Consider the following 15,827-nt stretch of genomic DNA (forward strand, 5'->3'; position numbering starts at 1 on the left):
GATTTTAAAAATGTTTGTAAATATATTGAATACAGTGTTCTAATACATCATCTTTCATAATAAAACTATAACCATTTTGATGTTTTACATTTAACGGAATATTATCTACGATAACCGGACCATCTGTTTCAAAATACGAATCCTGAGGTTCTAATGCATGTATGGAAGCAAAGTAGACATTTTTAATTACGTTTTCTCTTTTGCCTGCAACAAAATATTGTCCAATATACGTTAAGGTATCGATTAGCCCTCCTGTTTCTTCTTTAACTTCTCGTATGGCAGCTTGTTCTGGGGTTTCCCCCTTTTCCACTTTACCTCCTGGAAATTCCAACCCTCTGTCTTTATGCTTCGTTAACAACCAATTATCTTGATATTTGCAAACGACCCATACGTGCATCGGATTTACTGAAAAAGGTAAATAGTCGAAGGATAATTTAATTTCATTATTGTAGTAATCTTTGAATGTGTACATATGTTCAACGCCTTTTACTTCATATATTAGCTATGTTTGATATTAGTTATTTTCCAGCTTCCCTGAAAAGTAAATTCAATTTCAATGATATAATTACCGTATAGGTTGTTCTTATTTTCTTGTACGACGGTTACTTGCTGATCATTTTTTTGAATCATACGATATTCCTCTTCATCCGAAAACCATGGCGGAGTACTTGTTGGCATCATAAATAGACCTTTTTGGCCTTCTTTGTAATAATAGTCTACATAAGGTTTAGCAGCATCCCTAGTAGCTATATTATGAAATGCACGTAAGAGTTCTTCTTTCGTCCCAAATGCTTCTACCTGGTACTCGGAATCAGTTTCTTGGACAAGCAAGTCCATGAATTGATTCGTACGTTTAATTATTGTATCATGACTTAACGTTTCTTTCGATTTTTCTTCATTCTTGTCCGGTGTTTCATTTATATTGGCATTAGCAGAAACATGCTCGTCTATAATAAAACTAATGAAGAAAATGGTCATGATGCTCATTACGAATACACCAGCATGTTTTAATAGTTGAACTCTTTTCACAGTAAAGCCCTCCTTATATGAATATGTATAATCTACCAATTACAATTCTATTCCTGTTCCATTCCAAATATAAACCTATTTTTGATATTAGACTGCATATTCGGGGCTAAACTGTAACTCTTTCCTTTATAAAAACAGATAAGGGATAAGATGCGAGAGCATGTTATCCCTTTCTTTCTTATAGTGGTCTATCTCTTAAGATCCCCATACTTTCAATATGGGATTTTGCTTGTTCATCACCTAGTTGATACACCATACGATAAGCTTCCATCAATTCATTATCAAATTCATCATTTGATGGATCATTATGATACGGAACAACTGGGATATGTGCACGAAAAAATGTCCGAATACCAGAAGCATCAGCCTCATTAAATTTTTCCCTCAATAAAACGATCTCATCATCGGTTGCGTGTATAACAAAATCCTCATTATTGTCGTATTTTAGTTTCGAAATCTCACCTGTTCCCATATTAACATAGTATTTCTTTTTCTCCATCATTCACACCTCCTACTACTAATGTTCCTTAAAAACGAGGGAATGATGTACTCAAAAAGAAAAACTCGCCATAACTGACGAGTATCTTTAATAATATTAATTTGCAGCGTTAACAGTATTTCTGCCATTAGCAAAAATACAACGACCTTTTCCATGAGGTATGCACATTGGTGTACCAAACCTCGGATCAAACGTCACATCACACATCATTTCAAATACATGATGTACTAAATTACAGGTAATAATTTCTTCAGGCTTTCCTTGTGCAAAAATTTGCTTATCCTTAATTGCAATAATATGATGTGCATATCTACAAGCTAAGTTTAAATCGTGAAGAACCATTACAATGGTTCGCCCTTCTTTTTCATTTAAGTCAAACAAAAGATCAAGTACCTCAATCTGATGCGTCATATCTAAGTATGTCGTCGGTTCATCTAGCAGAATAAGATCAGTATCTTGAGCAAGTGTCATTGCAATCCATGCTCGTTGTCGTTGACCACCTGATAAGGAGTCAACGGGACGATCCTTCAGAGCTATCATATTCGTTGATTCTAAAGCATGGTTTACAGCGTTTTCATCCTCATCCGACCATTGCTTTAAAAAACCTCGATAGGGATGTCTACCTTGTTTAACAAGCTCATGAACCGTTAAACCTTCAGGGCTGATAGGGCTTTGTGGTAGAATAGCCATCTTTTTGGCAACATCTTTAGTACCCATTTTAGCAATGGCTTCACCGTCTAACACAACATTACCCTTTTTCGGTTTTAATAATCGTGCTAACGACCGTAGCAATGTTGACTTCCCACAACCATTTCCACCGATAAATACAGTAATTTCGCCTTTGGGAATCTCTACATCTAAATCATCTATAATTACATTTTCCCCGTAACTAAGCGTCAGGTCATTTGCTGTTAAGGTTTGCATTGGAATCTCTCCCTTTCCCTCTAATTATTTCATTATTTATAGAGGATCGATACAAAGCACTACCCTTAGTTTATTTGCTTTTTCACAATTCGTCAATGACTTTGATAATCATTTTCACTTAAAATTCAAAAAACAAGGGCAGGCTTTTTACAATTATTCCAATGCTTGTAATACGTCATCAATTGTTTTTTCAGAAGCAATCAAGCCTTTATTCGTCCAATTACTTGGATCATTTATCTGATAAACATGATTGTTTTTCGCTGCTTTTGTAGCTTGCCAAACAGAACTATTTTTCAAGGTTTCTACCCCTTGTTGACCTTCTTCTGCTAATAGAAAGACATGATCAGCATCCAATTCCGATAGCTTTTCGATAGAAATAGGATTCCATTCTTCTGTTGCATCTCCTAATTCTTCAATTAATGCTGGTTGCTTAATTCCAAGTTCATTATAGAGCACGCCTGCACTATGACGATTATGTTCAAACAAATAGAATTTATCTCCCATAACCCAGATAATTGCTGCACTTTCATCACCAATTGTATTTGACAATTCTTTACTTGCATCTTCTACTTTTTGATCGTAGTCGTTCAGTACCTGATCAGCTTTATCCTGCATCCCAAGCATTTCTCCAAAAACTTCAATTTGTTTACGCCAGTCTTTTGTTGTCTCTTCAGACATCACATACGTTGGTGCTATCTTACTATATTCTTCATAACTACCTTCATAATTTTGAATGGCATTCTCTAGTATGAGCAGGTCGGGTTCTTGACTCAATACCTGTTCTATAGGAAGGTTCCATTCTATTTTTGGAACATCTTTTAAATCTTCTTCCAAATACTGTTGAATGCTGTTTCCAATTGCCCATTTAGCTACAGGAGTTACACCCAAAGCCAGTAATGCATCTTCATGATAGGGGGCGATTATATTTTCCGGATTAGCAGGGATGGTCACTTCCCCCATTTCTGACTGCATGGTTACTTCTGTATTATTTGATGTTTCCTTTTCCTCCTGATTACCTTCGTTATTCTCTGAAGATTCATTACTTCCACAAGCAGCTAGGAATAATACCCCAATGAATGATACAAGCAAAATTATATTTGATAATGTTTTGGATTTCATATGTAGGTCTCCTTTATGATATAATATTCTCCGTATCAATGATAATCATTTTCAATTAGGAAGTCAATTTTTCCTATTATTCAGGGGGAAAACATGCTACATACAATTAATCATTCGACCTTTCTACGATTACTTATAAATATCTTCTCTTTTATTGCATTGCTATTATCCATTGGTTTTTCAATCGCTTTAGGTGCTGTTGATATTCATTTAAACACCGTTTGGAATGCTTTATTTCATTTCGATTCAGAAGTAACCTCCCATCAAATCATTCAAGAGTTACGCCTTCCACGTGCATTTGCGGCTGTATTAGTAGGAGCGTTTCTCGCCATTTCAGGTGCAATTATGCAAGGTATGACTAGAAATCCGCTAGCGTCTCCCTCCATTATGGGAGTGACAGAAGGATCCGCTCTCGCTTTAGTTATCATGCTTGCTTTTTTTCCAGCAGCTTCAAATAGTGGATTAATTATAGCATCATTTATTGGCGCTGGACTTGCTGTTACAATGGTGTTTATGATTGGTTCTTTTTCCAAGGGGGGCTTAACGCAAGTAAAACTTGCACTTGGAGGTGTAGCAATTAGTACCATGCTAAGCTCCATATCGTCATTAATATCCTTACATTTCCAATTAGAAAGACAGATGGGATTTTGGATGGCAGGAGGCTTGGCTGACACCAATTGGAACTCTATTCAACTATTACTGGTTTGTGGTGCGATTGGTTTGACTTTAGCCATTAGTATGTCAAAATCTATTACAATATTAAGTTTAGGCGACGATATAGCTAGTGGTTTAGGGCAGAATAATATGTTAATTAAGATACTTGGAATTTTCAGTGTATTATTATTAACCGGTGCCGCTGTATCTATTGCTGGTCCTGTAGGTTTTATTGGGCTAATTGTTCCTCATATTACAAGGTTTATTATGGGCACGGATTATCGGTGGATTATTCCCTCCTCCGCCATTTTTGGAGGATTATTGCTTGTACTGGCTGATGTCGTTTCTCGACTAGTAAATGCGCCATATGAAACACCAGTGGGAGCTATTACATCATTAATAGGTGTTCCGTTCTTTCTTTACTTAGCACGTGGAGGTGGAACAAAATGAAGAAAATACATAAAAGCAAATTTAGATGGACCGTATTCATTTTAGTTATTGGAGTCATTATTTCATTTTTTCTAAGTTTGAGCACAGGAATCATTGCAATTTCTCCAGTTGAAGTTGTCCAAACCATCCTGCATGATGGTACAGCACGACAAGAAATGGTACTTTTTGACTTTCGATTACCTGGTATTATTCTCGCATTATTCATTGGGGCTGGCTTAGCTGTTTCAGGTTCTATCTTGCAAGGAGTAACTCAAAATGAACTAGCGGACCCAGGGATCCTTGGTATTAATACAGGGGCTGGGTTGGCAGTAGTGTTGTTTTTATTCTTTTTTCAAGGGGATCTAGAACCTACCAATACATCTTCTATCTTTTTACTACCTATCTTTGCATTTATTGGTGCTTTAGTAGCAGCGGGATTCATTTATCTTCTTGCATGGAAAAAGGGAATCGACCCAATTAGACTTGTCCTTGTTGGTATCGGCATTAATGCCGCATTTAGCGCATTTCTTGTTATATTTCAATTAAAAATGGATCCACAGAATTTCCGCCAGGCAACGGTTTGGTTATCTGGTGATATTTGGAACACTAATTGGATGTTTGTGTTATCTATCCTTCCATGGATCATTACCTTAATCCCGGTTACGATATCAAAAGCAAAAACTCTGGATGTGCTAACCTTAGGAGATGAAGTAGCGGCAGGATTAGGATCCAAAATTGAAAAGGAACGAGTTACTTTATTATTTCTTGCCGTCGCATTAGCCGGTGCATCTGTTGCAGCTGGTGGGGCAATTGCCTTTTTAGGACTCATTGTGCCACATATTACAAGAAAGATCATTGGTCCCTTACACCAATATATTATACCTATCTCCACACTAATTGGTGGCTTATTATTAATCATTGCTGATATGATTGCTAAAAATCTTTTGCAGCCGACACAAATGCCAGTTGGAATTATTGTATCCATTTTAAGTGCGCCTTATTTTATATACTTACTTATGAAGACAAAATAGTTTAGGAGAGATTCGAAATGGCAGAACAACATGATTTATATGATGTAACGATTATTGGTGGTGGACCCGTTGGATTATTTACCGCCTTTTATAGCGGAATGCGGGAAATGAAAACCAAAATTATTGAATATTTACCTTTTCTTGGGGGGAAAGTTCCGTATTTCTACCCTGAGAAGATCATTCGGGACGTTGGCGGCATCCCTCAAAAAAGCGGAGAATTATTTACTGAAGACCTAATAAAACAAGCAAAAACCTTTAACCCTACGATTGTCTTAAAAGAACAAGTCGTTGGAATTACTCGTTTAAAAAATGGTCACTTTCAACTTACGAGTCGTGATGGACAAGTACATAATACAAAAACGGTTATCCTTGCCACAGGGTATGGGATACTAAAGTCAACCAAACTAGAACTTCCAGAAGCACCTACTTATGAAAATGACACGCTACATTATACCATTCAACGAATGGCTAGCTATCAAGGGAAACACGTGTTTATCTCAGGTGGAGGAAATTCTGCTATCGACTGGGCTAATGAACTTGAACCGATAGCAAAACAAGTCACACTAATCCACCGAAAACCTACATTTAGAGGGATGGAAAGCAATATTTCGAAAATGAAAAATTCTTCTGTGAAAATTAAGCAGCCTTATCACATTAAATCCTTACATGGTGAGAGAAGTAAACTTTCTCATATTACCCTTCAACATGCAGATACGAAAGAAATAGAAACACTTCATATTGACAATCTAATCATTAGTCACGGCTTTCAGATTGATTTAGGATCAATTAATGACTGGGGAATGGAAATGGAGAATGGCTCTATAAAAGTTGATTCTACTATGTCAACAAGCATTCCTGGGATATTTGCCGTAGGAGATATTGCAAACTATCCGAATAAACTTCATTTAATCGCAGGGGGATTTAACGAAGGGCCGATCGCTGTTAACGCAGCGAAACAGTTTATTGATCCGGAACACACGTTATCTCATTTATTTTCAACGAATTACGAGCCTTTTAGGAAAGAATAAGGATGCACCCTTATTCTTTCCTTATATGTCTTAACTGGCTTCTTACTAGTTTGTTTGATGCATTACGCGGTAAAGCGGCTACTTCATGAATTTCTTTTGGAAGTTTATAATTAGCTATATGTTCGCGTAAATAGTTCATCACTTCATCAAATGCGATTTGGGTGTTAGTTACAACAAATGCAATCGGTACTTCTCCCCATTTATCATCAGATATACCTGTAACGCCCGCTTCTTTAATAGCAGGATGACCAGAAAGTACACTTTCAATTTCGGATGGGTAAATATTTTCACCGCCAGAAATGATTAAGTCATTTCTCCGGTCTACCACATATAAAAAGCCTTCATCATCTAAATAACCTAAATCTCCCGTTGCTAGCCAGCCATCTTTCAATATCTTATTTGTCACTTCTGGTTTCTTATAATAGCCTGATGTTACCATGGGTCCTTTGACATATATTTCGCCTATTGTCTGATCAGACGATTCAACCTTTACTTGTGCTGGAAATAATGCTTTTCCGGCTGACCCCACTTTCTTAAGGGCGTCGTTTGCATTGAGAGTGACAATTTGTGAAGCGGTCTCCGTCATTCCAAACGACTGAAATACTGGTACATTTAATTTTTTTGCTTGCTTCAAAAGAGGAAGTGGTGCAGGCCCTCCACCTAACAGAAAACAGCGCAATGTAGTAGGATATTGATTTGTTCCAAGTTCTTCTACTAATTGCTGCAACATAACAGTAACAACAGAAACAATTGTTACACCGTCATTCATAATGGCTTGATGAACAGCTTTTTTATTAAATTTCTCTAATAAATATACCGGCATCCCATAAATTACACTCCGAATTAAAATGGATAAACCACTAACATGAAATAACGGTAACGCAGCTAACCATTTATCTTGGTCATGAATTCCTAAATTCAATGCGCTGCCAATTGCACTCCACCAGTGGTTCCCATAGGTGTGAATAACACCTTTAGGAAATCCAGTTGTACCAGAAGTATACATAATTGTAAAAGGATCATTTAATCTAATTTCTTTTGCTAATGCGATTTTTTTTGGATGTCGTTGATGAATTTCTGTATAACTTGCTTGATGTTTTATGGATAAGCTTGATGCTTTGTCCTTTAACTCTTCAGGATAGATCAAAAAACAAACATCCGCATCGTTTAATTGATACATGAGTTCATCTTTTGTTAGTCGTATATTTAACAACACTGCGACTGCCTTTAAATAACTTAGTGCATGAATAGCAACAATCATTTCCTGTTTATTCGTTGATAGGATGGCAACATGAAAGCCTTCCTTCACACCCCAATCTGCTAATTTCTTAGCATAAGTTTGACTTTGATTCTTTAACTCTTCGAATGTTAGCCTTTGTCCGTTTACCAATTCAATAGCAGAACAATGAGGTGAAATATCAGCCTGTTTCGATAGCCAATGTGGAATGGTCGTATCTTGCATTATAAAGCTCCTTACAATAATGTTTTGTTAACTTATGTAAATTGTTATAGAAAACACCTTTGCTAAAAGCAAAGGTGATACATTTTAAAATCTTTTGCAACTTAAGGAAAACGAGGGAACTTCTTGAAATCTGGTTTTCTTTTCTCTTTAAATGCGTCTCTTCCTTCTTTTGCTTCATCCGTTGTGTAGTAAAGAAGCGTAGCGTCTCCGCCCATTTGTTGTAATCCTGCTAAACCATCTGTATCTGCATTGAATGATGCTTTCAAGAAGCGTAATGCGGTTGGAGATTTTTCCAGAATTTCTTCACACCACTGAATGGTTTCTTCTTCTAACTTATCAACGGGCACGACTGTATTTACTAATCCCATTTCATAAGCTTCTTCTGCATTATATTGTCGGCATAGGTACCATATTTCACGCGCGCGTTTATGGCCTACCATTCTTGCTAACAAACCAGCACCGTATCCAGCGTCAAAACTTCCAACCTTCGGTCCTGTTTGTCCAAAAATGGCATTATCTGCAGCAATCGTTAAATCACAGACAACATGTAGCACATGTCCCCCACCAATTGCATAGCCAGACACCATAGCAATAACTGGCTTAGGAATTGTTCGAATAAGCCGTTGTAAATCTAACACGTTTAGTCTAGGAACTTGATCATCCCCGACATATCCTCCATGTCCTCGAACAGATTGGTCACCACCCGAGCAAAATGCTTTTTCGCCTTCACCAGCTAATAGAATTACACCAATATTTGAGTCATCTCGTGCATCCGCAAATGCATCAATCATCTCATTCACTGTTAATGGTGTAAATGCGTTTCGTTTTTCTGGTCGGTTAATTGTTACTTTAGCGATTCCATTATATTTTTCATAAATAATTTCTTGATAATCTCTTACCTGTTCCCAATTTACTGTCATGTTATTTCCTCCTTTAGATAGTATGTAATAATGAAGTAATCGTGTGGTACATATTAGGCTAGTTTAGTACCTGTGATATACTCATTTACTATTTTACCAAAAATCTTTGGTTTCTCCACATGAATTGCATGTCCAGCTTCTGATATGATCTGTAAACAAGCATACTCAAAATGTTTATCCATTACCTTCATTAGTTTACAATATTTCTGATCATTTTCCCCAGCAATTAATAATACAGGCTTAGAGAAAGAGGAGAGTTCCTCCCACCAAGAACGTTGAACGCCTGTCCCCATTGTCCGTAATGAATCAGCTAATCCTGAAGCATGTTGAGACAAACGTTCTTCTCGTATGATTTGTTGCTGCGAATTAGGTAACTTTTGCTGGCTTTGAAAAAGTGGGATTTTTTCCCAATAATTAACAAACCAATCGATCCCTTTCTCTTCAATTTGCACCGCTAAATAATTATCTTTTTCTTTTCGTTGTCGACGTTCTTCTGCTGTTTTTAACCCTGGCGATGTGCTTTCTAATAGTAATGATGATATCATTTCAGGATATAACATCGCATAGGTAATTGCCGTTCTACCTCCCATTGAATACCCTAATAAATGAAACTTATTTAGTTTTAGGTAGTTAAACAATGCATGCAAATCTACACAACAGGCTTCCATGGATGAAACAGATCCAGTTGTTTTACCATGACCTGGAAGATCAATCGTAATACATGTCCAGTTATTTTTCCATGATTGTATAAACGGTTTCCATGTATTTCTGCTCCCTGTAAAACCATGTAATAATACAAGCGGATCGCCATCCCCTTGGACTTCGTACCAATATTTCATTTGATTTATGCAGAAATACATGTATTATTCCTCCCCACTTACGATTTCTTCTTCAATCGCCTTCCATTTATCACGATGCCAGATTGCATTAGCCTCTCTGTCTGTTTTGACTTCAATCACTGACAAACCATTGCGCTGATAACTTGCTTGTACGGCCATTTTTACTTCCTCTTCAGATTGAGGTCGATCGTAGTGTCCGCCATACATCGCTATTACATGCTGAAAATCGATATTTAACGGTGTTCCAAATAAAGCTTCGAAGTGTCTTTTATCATTCGCTTGAGGAAGAAACGAGAAAATTCCTCCGCCATTATTATTCATTAGCAGTACAGTAGCAGATATACCATAATGCATTGCTGCATGTAAACCATTCATATCATGAAAAAAAGATAGATCTCCGAGAACTAAGGTTAATCGACTTCCGTGGACTGCAGCTCCCATACCACTTGAAATCATGCCATCTATCCCATTAGCCCCTCGATTAGCTAGAACTTCAATATGTTTTTCAGTTGTTAAAAAGAAAGTATCCAAATCACGTACTGCCATACTGTTACCAACGAAAATGCTACTATGATTTGGAATTGCATGAATTAGCCCACGCATGGCTTCTCCTTCTGTGATGGGATTTTCTGTATGACGTGAAAAATGTTTTTTTGAAATAGCATTCATCTGCTGCCATTTGCGAAGCCATTCCTTCCTATACTGGGTATGATTATCCACCTCTGTAAGTGCTTCACAAACAGTACGTGCATTCGCAAAGATAAATTCCGTTTTATTGCCGGTTGGTTCTCTAAACCCTCGTTCGTTTTCTATAACTATTTGTAAAGCATCCATATGTTGTTTCACAAAAAATAAATAAGCTTTTGAAACAGGCATGGCTCCAATACGAATAATAAAATCCGGTTTTAACTCTTCACGAATCGTTTCATTACGTAAAAATGCATCGTAACCATCAATGATATGCTGCTTTTTATGCTCCCCAGAACGTAACTGTGAAAGGGGGTCGGCAATGATAGGAAGTTCCCATTTACTAGCTAGCTTTGTCACTGCCTTTGCTAAATACCGATCTGTTTGTGGACCACAAACTATAAGACCTTTTGCTTTATTTTGAAGAAGCTGAGATAATTCGGTTAATTGATTACTTGTAAGATGCTTTTCACCTTCAAAAGTTGGAAGATAAGAAGTTTGACTTACCTTCCCCCATAAATGGTCCAATTCAAAATCCACAACTAGTGGTTCTCTAAATGGGAAGTTCAAATGTACAGCACCTGGGTTCCCTTCTTTCGCCATAAAAAAAGCCCTTGCAGCTTTACTACGAGCATACTTTAGCATATCTGGCGCTGCCTCCGGAAGGGCCATTTCTTGAAACCACTTCACATAATCCCCATATAGTTTTATCTGCTCAATTGCTTGTGGTGCCCCAACATCTCGTAATTCATGCGGTCTATCCGCTGTCAATACAATTAAAGGTACTCTGCTATAATAAGCCTCTACGATTGCTGGGTAATAATTAGCAGCTGCTGTTCCAGAAGTACATATCAATGCAACCGGCCTTTTTGTTTTTTTAGCCATTCCTAGTGCAAAAAATGCAGCAGAGCGTTCATCAATGATAACCCATTCTTTAATGCTCTCATGCTCAGCAATTGTTAATGCTAGTGGCGTAGATCTTGACCCAGGTGAAATGACAGCATCCGTTAATCCGTTCATCGCTAATTCATCAACAAAGTTTGCTGTATAGCGTGTTAATACTTCAGTGTGATTCATGATTCTCCTCCTAAAACAGAAAGCATTGGTGCAAATTTTATTCTGGTCTCTTCGAATTCTTCCTCTGGCTGAGAATCCTTCACTACCCCACACCCTGCAAACAATGAAGCTTCATCCTTTTGTATAAGTCCAGACCGGATAGCCACAGCAAATTCACCATTTTCGTTGTAATCAAACCAACCAACAGGAGCACCATACCAGCCTCTATCAAGCAATTCATTTTCACGAATAAAAAGCATGGAAGCAGTTCTTGGAAGTCCGCCAAGCGCAGGTGTTGGATGTAATTGCGATACAATATCAAATATACTATGGCCTTGTTTTAATACACCTGTAACCGGTGTATATAAATGTTGTAAGTTTTTCAAAGGATAAATAATCGGTTCTTCTGGCACATAGACTTGCTCGCAATATTTTGCCACACCTTGTTTAATCATCTGTACAACAAAATCATGCTCTTCTCTGTTCTTCATATCTTGCATTAAAGCGTTGGCTATCTTTTTATCCTGTTCGTTTGTCTTTCCTCTCGGTGCCGTCCCTGCTAAACAGGTTGACAACAGCTCTTTATTCTTTATTTTTACTAACCTTTCAGGACTTGCTCCAATAAAACAGCTGTTTTTTTGTTCAAAAGCAAAGACATAGCTATTGGATTGTGTAGCTATTAATTTTTCAATTACTGCTGCTCTATTTACATCGCGATTTAATTTTAATCGTACTTCCCTCGCCAAAACAACCTTATCCACTTGATCATGGCTAATTTCTTCGGTAGCTTTCTGTACAATTTGTTTCCATTGATCAGGAGCAATATCATGTTGTTGAACAATCTCCAATGGTTGTTTCTCCAATTCCTTAAGTGATAACAAGATACGTTCATCGTTTCTAATTTGATTAGATAATTGAATAACATGATCTTCTTTCGTTATTTTTATATTAACTGTTAAATAACATTCATTCTCAAATTTGGTAAGTAAATACTCCGGAACAGTAAAATAAATAGACGGAAAATCTCCCCACAATTCTGTTCGTTTCTTTTCAGGGTCAAAATCCATCCCCCCCAAGGAAACGAGACCTGTTCCTGGAACTTCATATGGATTATAGATCACTGCTTGTCCACGCAATTGCTCCCAAGCTGATTCAATAAACGAAAATCGGTTTTCGTTCGCATCCATCTCAAACGCATTTCCTACTCCAGTCATGGTGAACGATTCTTTTGCGCTCGTCCAAAATACCCGCTCTTTATTTAAACGTAAAGCCGCTTCAAAGAAGTGAACCGGATTAGTTGTTTGAATTTTTTTTGTAATGCTTACAAGTTGAAAATCTTTACCTGATGTTGTTATTCGTTGAATTGCATCTTGTAAAATATCCTCAACTTGTTGTTCTTGTACTTCAATCATTTGCATTAACCTCCGTTAAACTAACAATGACAAACTTCCATCTTTATTTTATTCTCTTTTTTGCGGATTCTCAAGGAAATCAAACCCGAACGTTGACACCTTATTACAAATTCCATAAAATTAATATGATATAGGTATTAACAGGAGGAACATGCGATGCAATCATCTGATAAAGTTAATATAAAAGAAGCACTGAATGAAAGAGATGGATTTCAGGTCTGGTGGCGATTATTACGACCTCATACACTAACTGCATCCTTTATACCAGTATTTGTTGGGTCGATGCTTGCTTTTCGAGAGGGGTATGTGAATTTACCGCTTTTTATAGCTATGCTCATAGCAGCTGTGCTTATTCAGGCTGCCACCAATATGTTTAATGAATACTACGATTTTGTTAAAGGTTTAGACTCAGAAGACTCCGTTGGTATTGGTGGTACCATTGTACGAGACGGAATAAAACCAAAAACGGTTTTACAGTTAGCTCTTGGATTTTATGGAATAGCTATTTTACTTGGTATTTATATTTGCTTAGAATCCAGCTGGTGGATTGCAGTTATTGGTTTAGGTTGTATGGTTTTCGGTTATTTGTATACGGGAGGACCGTTACCAATTGCTTACACTCCGCTAGGTGAATTATTTTCTGGATTTTTAATGGGAACCGTCATTATTGGAATTAGTTATTTTATTCAAGCTGAAGTCATTACGCCTGAAGTTATCTTTGCATCGATACCAATAGCGCTTTTTATTGGAGCCATCATGCTATCAAATAACATTCGCGATTTAGATAATGATAAAGAAAACGGAAGAAAGACATTAGCTATCCTGCTTGGACGTAGAAATGCTGTTCGTTTTCTTGCTTCCATGTTCATTATAGCCTTTATGATTACAGCAATTCTCATTATAGCAGATATTCTACCGATATGGTCGATCATTACATTTATAGGAGCAGTTAAAGCTGTTGACGTCATTAATAAATTTAAAGGCAAAACACAGCCGATTGAAATGATGCCTGCAATGGCTGCAACCGGTAAGACAAATTCGATTTATGGTTTATTACTTGGGGTATCATTATTTATTAGCATGTTCATATAAAGAGGGGGTTTCTCAATGACATTCAACGATACGTTAATGGAAGTGCTTGGTATTCAACAAATCTCTTTAACAAAGGACAAAGTAATTTTGTCAATGCCAGTAGATAAGCGAACACACCAGCCTTATGGCTATTTGCATGGGGGAGCATCTGTAGCTCTAGCTGAAACAGCTGCTAGCATTGGAGCCTCATTACATGCTGACCCCCAAACAAAAAGTGTATTCGGAATGGAAATTAATGCGAATCATATACGAAGTAAACGCAGCGGCATGGTAACTGCTACAGCTACGCCCCTTCATACTGGGAAGACATCCATGGTGTGGGATATAAGAATCACGGATGAACAAGCTAATCTCATAAGTGTGTCTAGATGTACAATTGGTATCGTTTCAAAAAGAAAGGAAACAACCGAATCCTTCAGAAAGGAGAGCTCTAATGAGCAAACATCTTAGTCAAGAAAAAATAGCTGAACTTAAAAGCCGGTTACTTTATATGAAAAAGGAGATCGAAAACGATTTAGCTGCAAACGATCCAACAAGCCCAAATGAAGCTGTGGAAGAATTGGCTGATTATGATAACCACCCAGCAGATATGGGTACTGAACAATTTGAGCAGGAAAGAGATGCAGGGGTACAACAGATAAAAGAAGATCAATTACAGGATATCAAAGAAGCATTAGCAAAGATAGAAAAGGGAAATTACGGAGTAAGTGAAATCTCAGGTAAGCCAATTCCTATCGAACGTTTAGAAGCTCAACCAACTGCTCGTTATTTAGTAGAAGAAAAATAAGAAAACAGCTAAAGGCCATCGAGACTTTTCTCGATGGTCTTTTTTATTTTTCAAAGAAGCAACGTGAAATGAGATTAGCATCACAGAAATGGATAACCAGAGATATTAGTGCAAGCTTTCATTCTAGGAATATATCGCAAAAAAGAGAAAGGATATGAAAAAAAGCTTGTAGCGAACCCCTTGTTCGCTACAAGCTAACCTCCCTCTGTTAATAATCGTTTTAGGGAGCTAATCTTATCTGCTTTTGTTCAATCCAGTGACGCATTTTTATAAATAATGGAACAAATAACATTCCAATTACGATTCCTTTAATAATATTGAATGGCAGGATACCAGCATAAATAGCAGCCCACTTCACTGTACTGCTAGACATTCCTTCCCAACCCATTAGCCAACCATAAGCCGGCAATATAATAACATAGTTTAGTAAACTCATACCTAAGGCCATTATAATTGTACCAGCAGCCAATCCTGAAATAACACTTTTAACACCTTTAAACCGATGATATAAGATGGAAACAGGTAAAACCAGCATTATTCCAGCAAGAAAATTCGCCACCGCACCGATTGGATCTGCAGCACCGGTAACAGCTATATACAACAAGTTTTTAATAGCCACTACAATAACCCCAGCAATTGGGGAGAATATTAGTGAAGCCATCATCGCCGGTACATCACTAAAATCAATTTTTAAATAAGCTGGTAAAAACGGCAATGGGAAATTCAGAAAAAACAATAAAATGGATACTGTTCCAAGTAACGATAGAATAATTAATTTAATTAGTTTTGATGATTGCTTATTGGCAATATGCATTACCATACTCCTCCTTCATCTCCTATCGATCCCTATCTCGTGATG

General features: G+C 37.2%; 17 protein-coding genes. 6 read left to right on the forward strand and 11 right to left on the reverse strand.

Features of this window, described 5'->3' with window-relative positions; all coding sequences use genetic code 11:
* Positions 1–4: 4 nt before the first annotated feature.
* The 5 genes from ytkD to JKP73_RS00085 all read right to left on the reverse strand — a co-directional run bounded on the left by ytkD (position 5) and on the right by JKP73_RS00085 (position 3,571).
* Positions 5–472 carry an RNA deprotection pyrophosphohydrolase gene (gene ytkD / locus JKP73_RS00065; protein WP_021288876.1) on the reverse strand — a complete coding sequence of 156 codons (468 nt, stop codon included), beginning with the start codon at positions 470–472 and terminating at the stop codon, positions 5–7.
* A 26-nt stretch (positions 473–498) separates the two neighbouring features.
* Positions 499–1,029 (reverse strand): hypothetical protein, encoded by a 531-nt coding sequence (locus JKP73_RS00070; protein ID WP_021288877.1) that lies wholly within the window; start codon positions 1,027–1,029, stop codon positions 499–501.
* 178 nt (positions 1,030–1,207) lie between these two features.
* Positions 1,208–1,531, reverse strand: a complete 324-nt coding sequence (locus JKP73_RS00075) for a hydrolase (protein WP_308436469.1) — start codon at positions 1,529–1,531, stop codon at positions 1,208–1,210.
* 93 nt (positions 1,532–1,624) lie between these two features.
* Positions 1,625–2,452: an ABC transporter ATP-binding protein gene (locus tag JKP73_RS00080; protein WP_021288879.1), complete on the reverse strand. Its 828-nt coding sequence runs from the start codon at positions 2,450–2,452 to the stop codon at positions 1,625–1,627.
* 153 nt (positions 2,453–2,605) lie between these two features.
* Positions 2,606–3,571 (reverse strand): iron-hydroxamate ABC transporter substrate-binding protein, encoded by a 966-nt coding sequence (locus JKP73_RS00085; RefSeq protein WP_021288880.1) that lies wholly within the window; start codon positions 3,569–3,571, stop codon positions 2,606–2,608.
* A gap of 93 nt (positions 3,572–3,664) precedes the next feature.
* Here JKP73_RS00085 and JKP73_RS00090 point away from each other — a divergent pair, with 93 nt between their 5' ends.
* From JKP73_RS00090 to JKP73_RS00100, 3 genes are read left to right on the forward strand one after another with little or no spacing between them, the layout of a single operon-like run.
* Positions 3,665–4,675 (forward strand): FecCD family ABC transporter permease, encoded by a 1,011-nt coding sequence (locus tag JKP73_RS00090; protein ID WP_200410783.1) that lies wholly within the window; start codon positions 3,665–3,667, stop codon positions 4,673–4,675.
* Positions 4,672–5,685, forward strand: a complete 1,014-nt coding sequence (locus tag JKP73_RS00095; protein ID WP_200410784.1) for a FecCD family ABC transporter permease — start codon at positions 4,672–4,674, stop codon at positions 5,683–5,685. Before JKP73_RS00090 ends, JKP73_RS00095 begins: the two co-directional genes overlap by 4 nt.
* 17 nt (positions 5,686–5,702) lie before the next feature.
* Positions 5,703–6,713 (forward strand): NAD(P)/FAD-dependent oxidoreductase, encoded by a 1,011-nt coding sequence (locus tag JKP73_RS00100; protein ID WP_021288883.1) that lies wholly within the window; start codon positions 5,703–5,705, stop codon positions 6,711–6,713.
* 10 nt (positions 6,714–6,723) lie between these two features.
* Here JKP73_RS00100 and JKP73_RS00105 read toward each other — a convergent pair whose 3' ends face one another.
* The 5 genes from JKP73_RS00105 to JKP73_RS00125 form a co-directional block, all read right to left on the reverse strand.
* Positions 6,724–8,175: an o-succinylbenzoate--CoA ligase gene (locus JKP73_RS00105; protein ID WP_200410785.1), complete on the reverse strand. Its 1,452-nt coding sequence runs from the start codon at positions 8,173–8,175 to the stop codon at positions 6,724–6,726.
* A 101-nt stretch (positions 8,176–8,276) separates the two neighbouring features.
* Positions 8,277–9,095, reverse strand: a complete 819-nt coding sequence (menB, locus tag JKP73_RS00110; RefSeq protein WP_021288885.1) for a 1,4-dihydroxy-2-naphthoyl-CoA synthase — start codon at positions 9,093–9,095, stop codon at positions 8,277–8,279.
* 53 nt (positions 9,096–9,148) lie between these two features.
* Positions 9,149–9,934 (reverse strand): 2-succinyl-6-hydroxy-2,4-cyclohexadiene-1-carboxylate synthase, encoded by a 786-nt coding sequence (gene menH / locus JKP73_RS00115; RefSeq protein ID WP_234447026.1) that lies wholly within the window; start codon positions 9,932–9,934, stop codon positions 9,149–9,151.
* 24 nt (positions 9,935–9,958) lie between these two features.
* On the reverse strand, positions 9,959–11,698 hold the full coding sequence (gene menD / locus JKP73_RS00120) for a 2-succinyl-5-enolpyruvyl-6-hydroxy-3-cyclohexene-1-carboxylic-acid synthase (protein ID WP_200410786.1): 1,740 nt from the start codon (positions 11,696–11,698) through the stop codon (positions 9,959–9,961).
* On the reverse strand, positions 11,695–13,089 hold the full coding sequence (locus tag JKP73_RS00125; protein ID WP_160806566.1) for an isochorismate synthase: 1,395 nt from the start codon (positions 13,087–13,089) through the stop codon (positions 11,695–11,697). The genes menD and JKP73_RS00125 overlap by 4 nt, the downstream gene beginning before the upstream one ends.
* Positions 13,090–13,245: 156 nt before the next feature.
* Here JKP73_RS00125 and JKP73_RS00130 point away from each other — a divergent pair, with 156 nt between their 5' ends.
* The 3 genes from JKP73_RS00130 to JKP73_RS00140 are packed head-to-tail and all read left to right on the forward strand — an operon-like array spanning position 13,246 to position 14,968.
* Positions 13,246–14,181, forward strand: coding sequence for a 1,4-dihydroxy-2-naphthoate polyprenyltransferase (locus JKP73_RS00130; protein WP_021288889.1), 936 nt, complete (start codon positions 13,246–13,248; stop codon positions 14,179–14,181).
* A 15-nt stretch (positions 14,182–14,196) separates the two neighbouring features.
* Entirely contained in the window at positions 14,197–14,631 is a 435-nt protein-coding gene (locus JKP73_RS00135) for a hotdog fold thioesterase (RefSeq protein WP_021288890.1), read from the forward strand.
* The gene (locus JKP73_RS00140; protein ID WP_021288891.1) at positions 14,615–14,968 is read left to right on the forward strand and encodes a TraR/DksA C4-type zinc finger protein; all 354 of its coding nucleotides are present in this window, start codon (positions 14,615–14,617) and stop codon (positions 14,966–14,968) included. The genes JKP73_RS00135 and JKP73_RS00140 overlap by 17 nt, the downstream gene beginning before the upstream one ends.
* A gap of 220 nt (positions 14,969–15,188) precedes the next feature.
* On the opposite strand, the gene JKP73_RS00145 is transcribed toward JKP73_RS00140, so the two are convergent.
* Entirely contained in the window at positions 15,189–15,782 is a 594-nt protein-coding gene (locus JKP73_RS00145) for an ECF transporter S component (protein WP_021288892.1), read from the reverse strand.
* Between the last annotated feature and the right edge of the window lie 45 nt (positions 15,783–15,827).

The organism is Virgibacillus salexigens, assembly GCF_014905415.1.
GTDB lineage: Bacteria > Bacillota > Bacilli > Bacillales > Amphibacillaceae > Virgibacillus > Virgibacillus salexigens.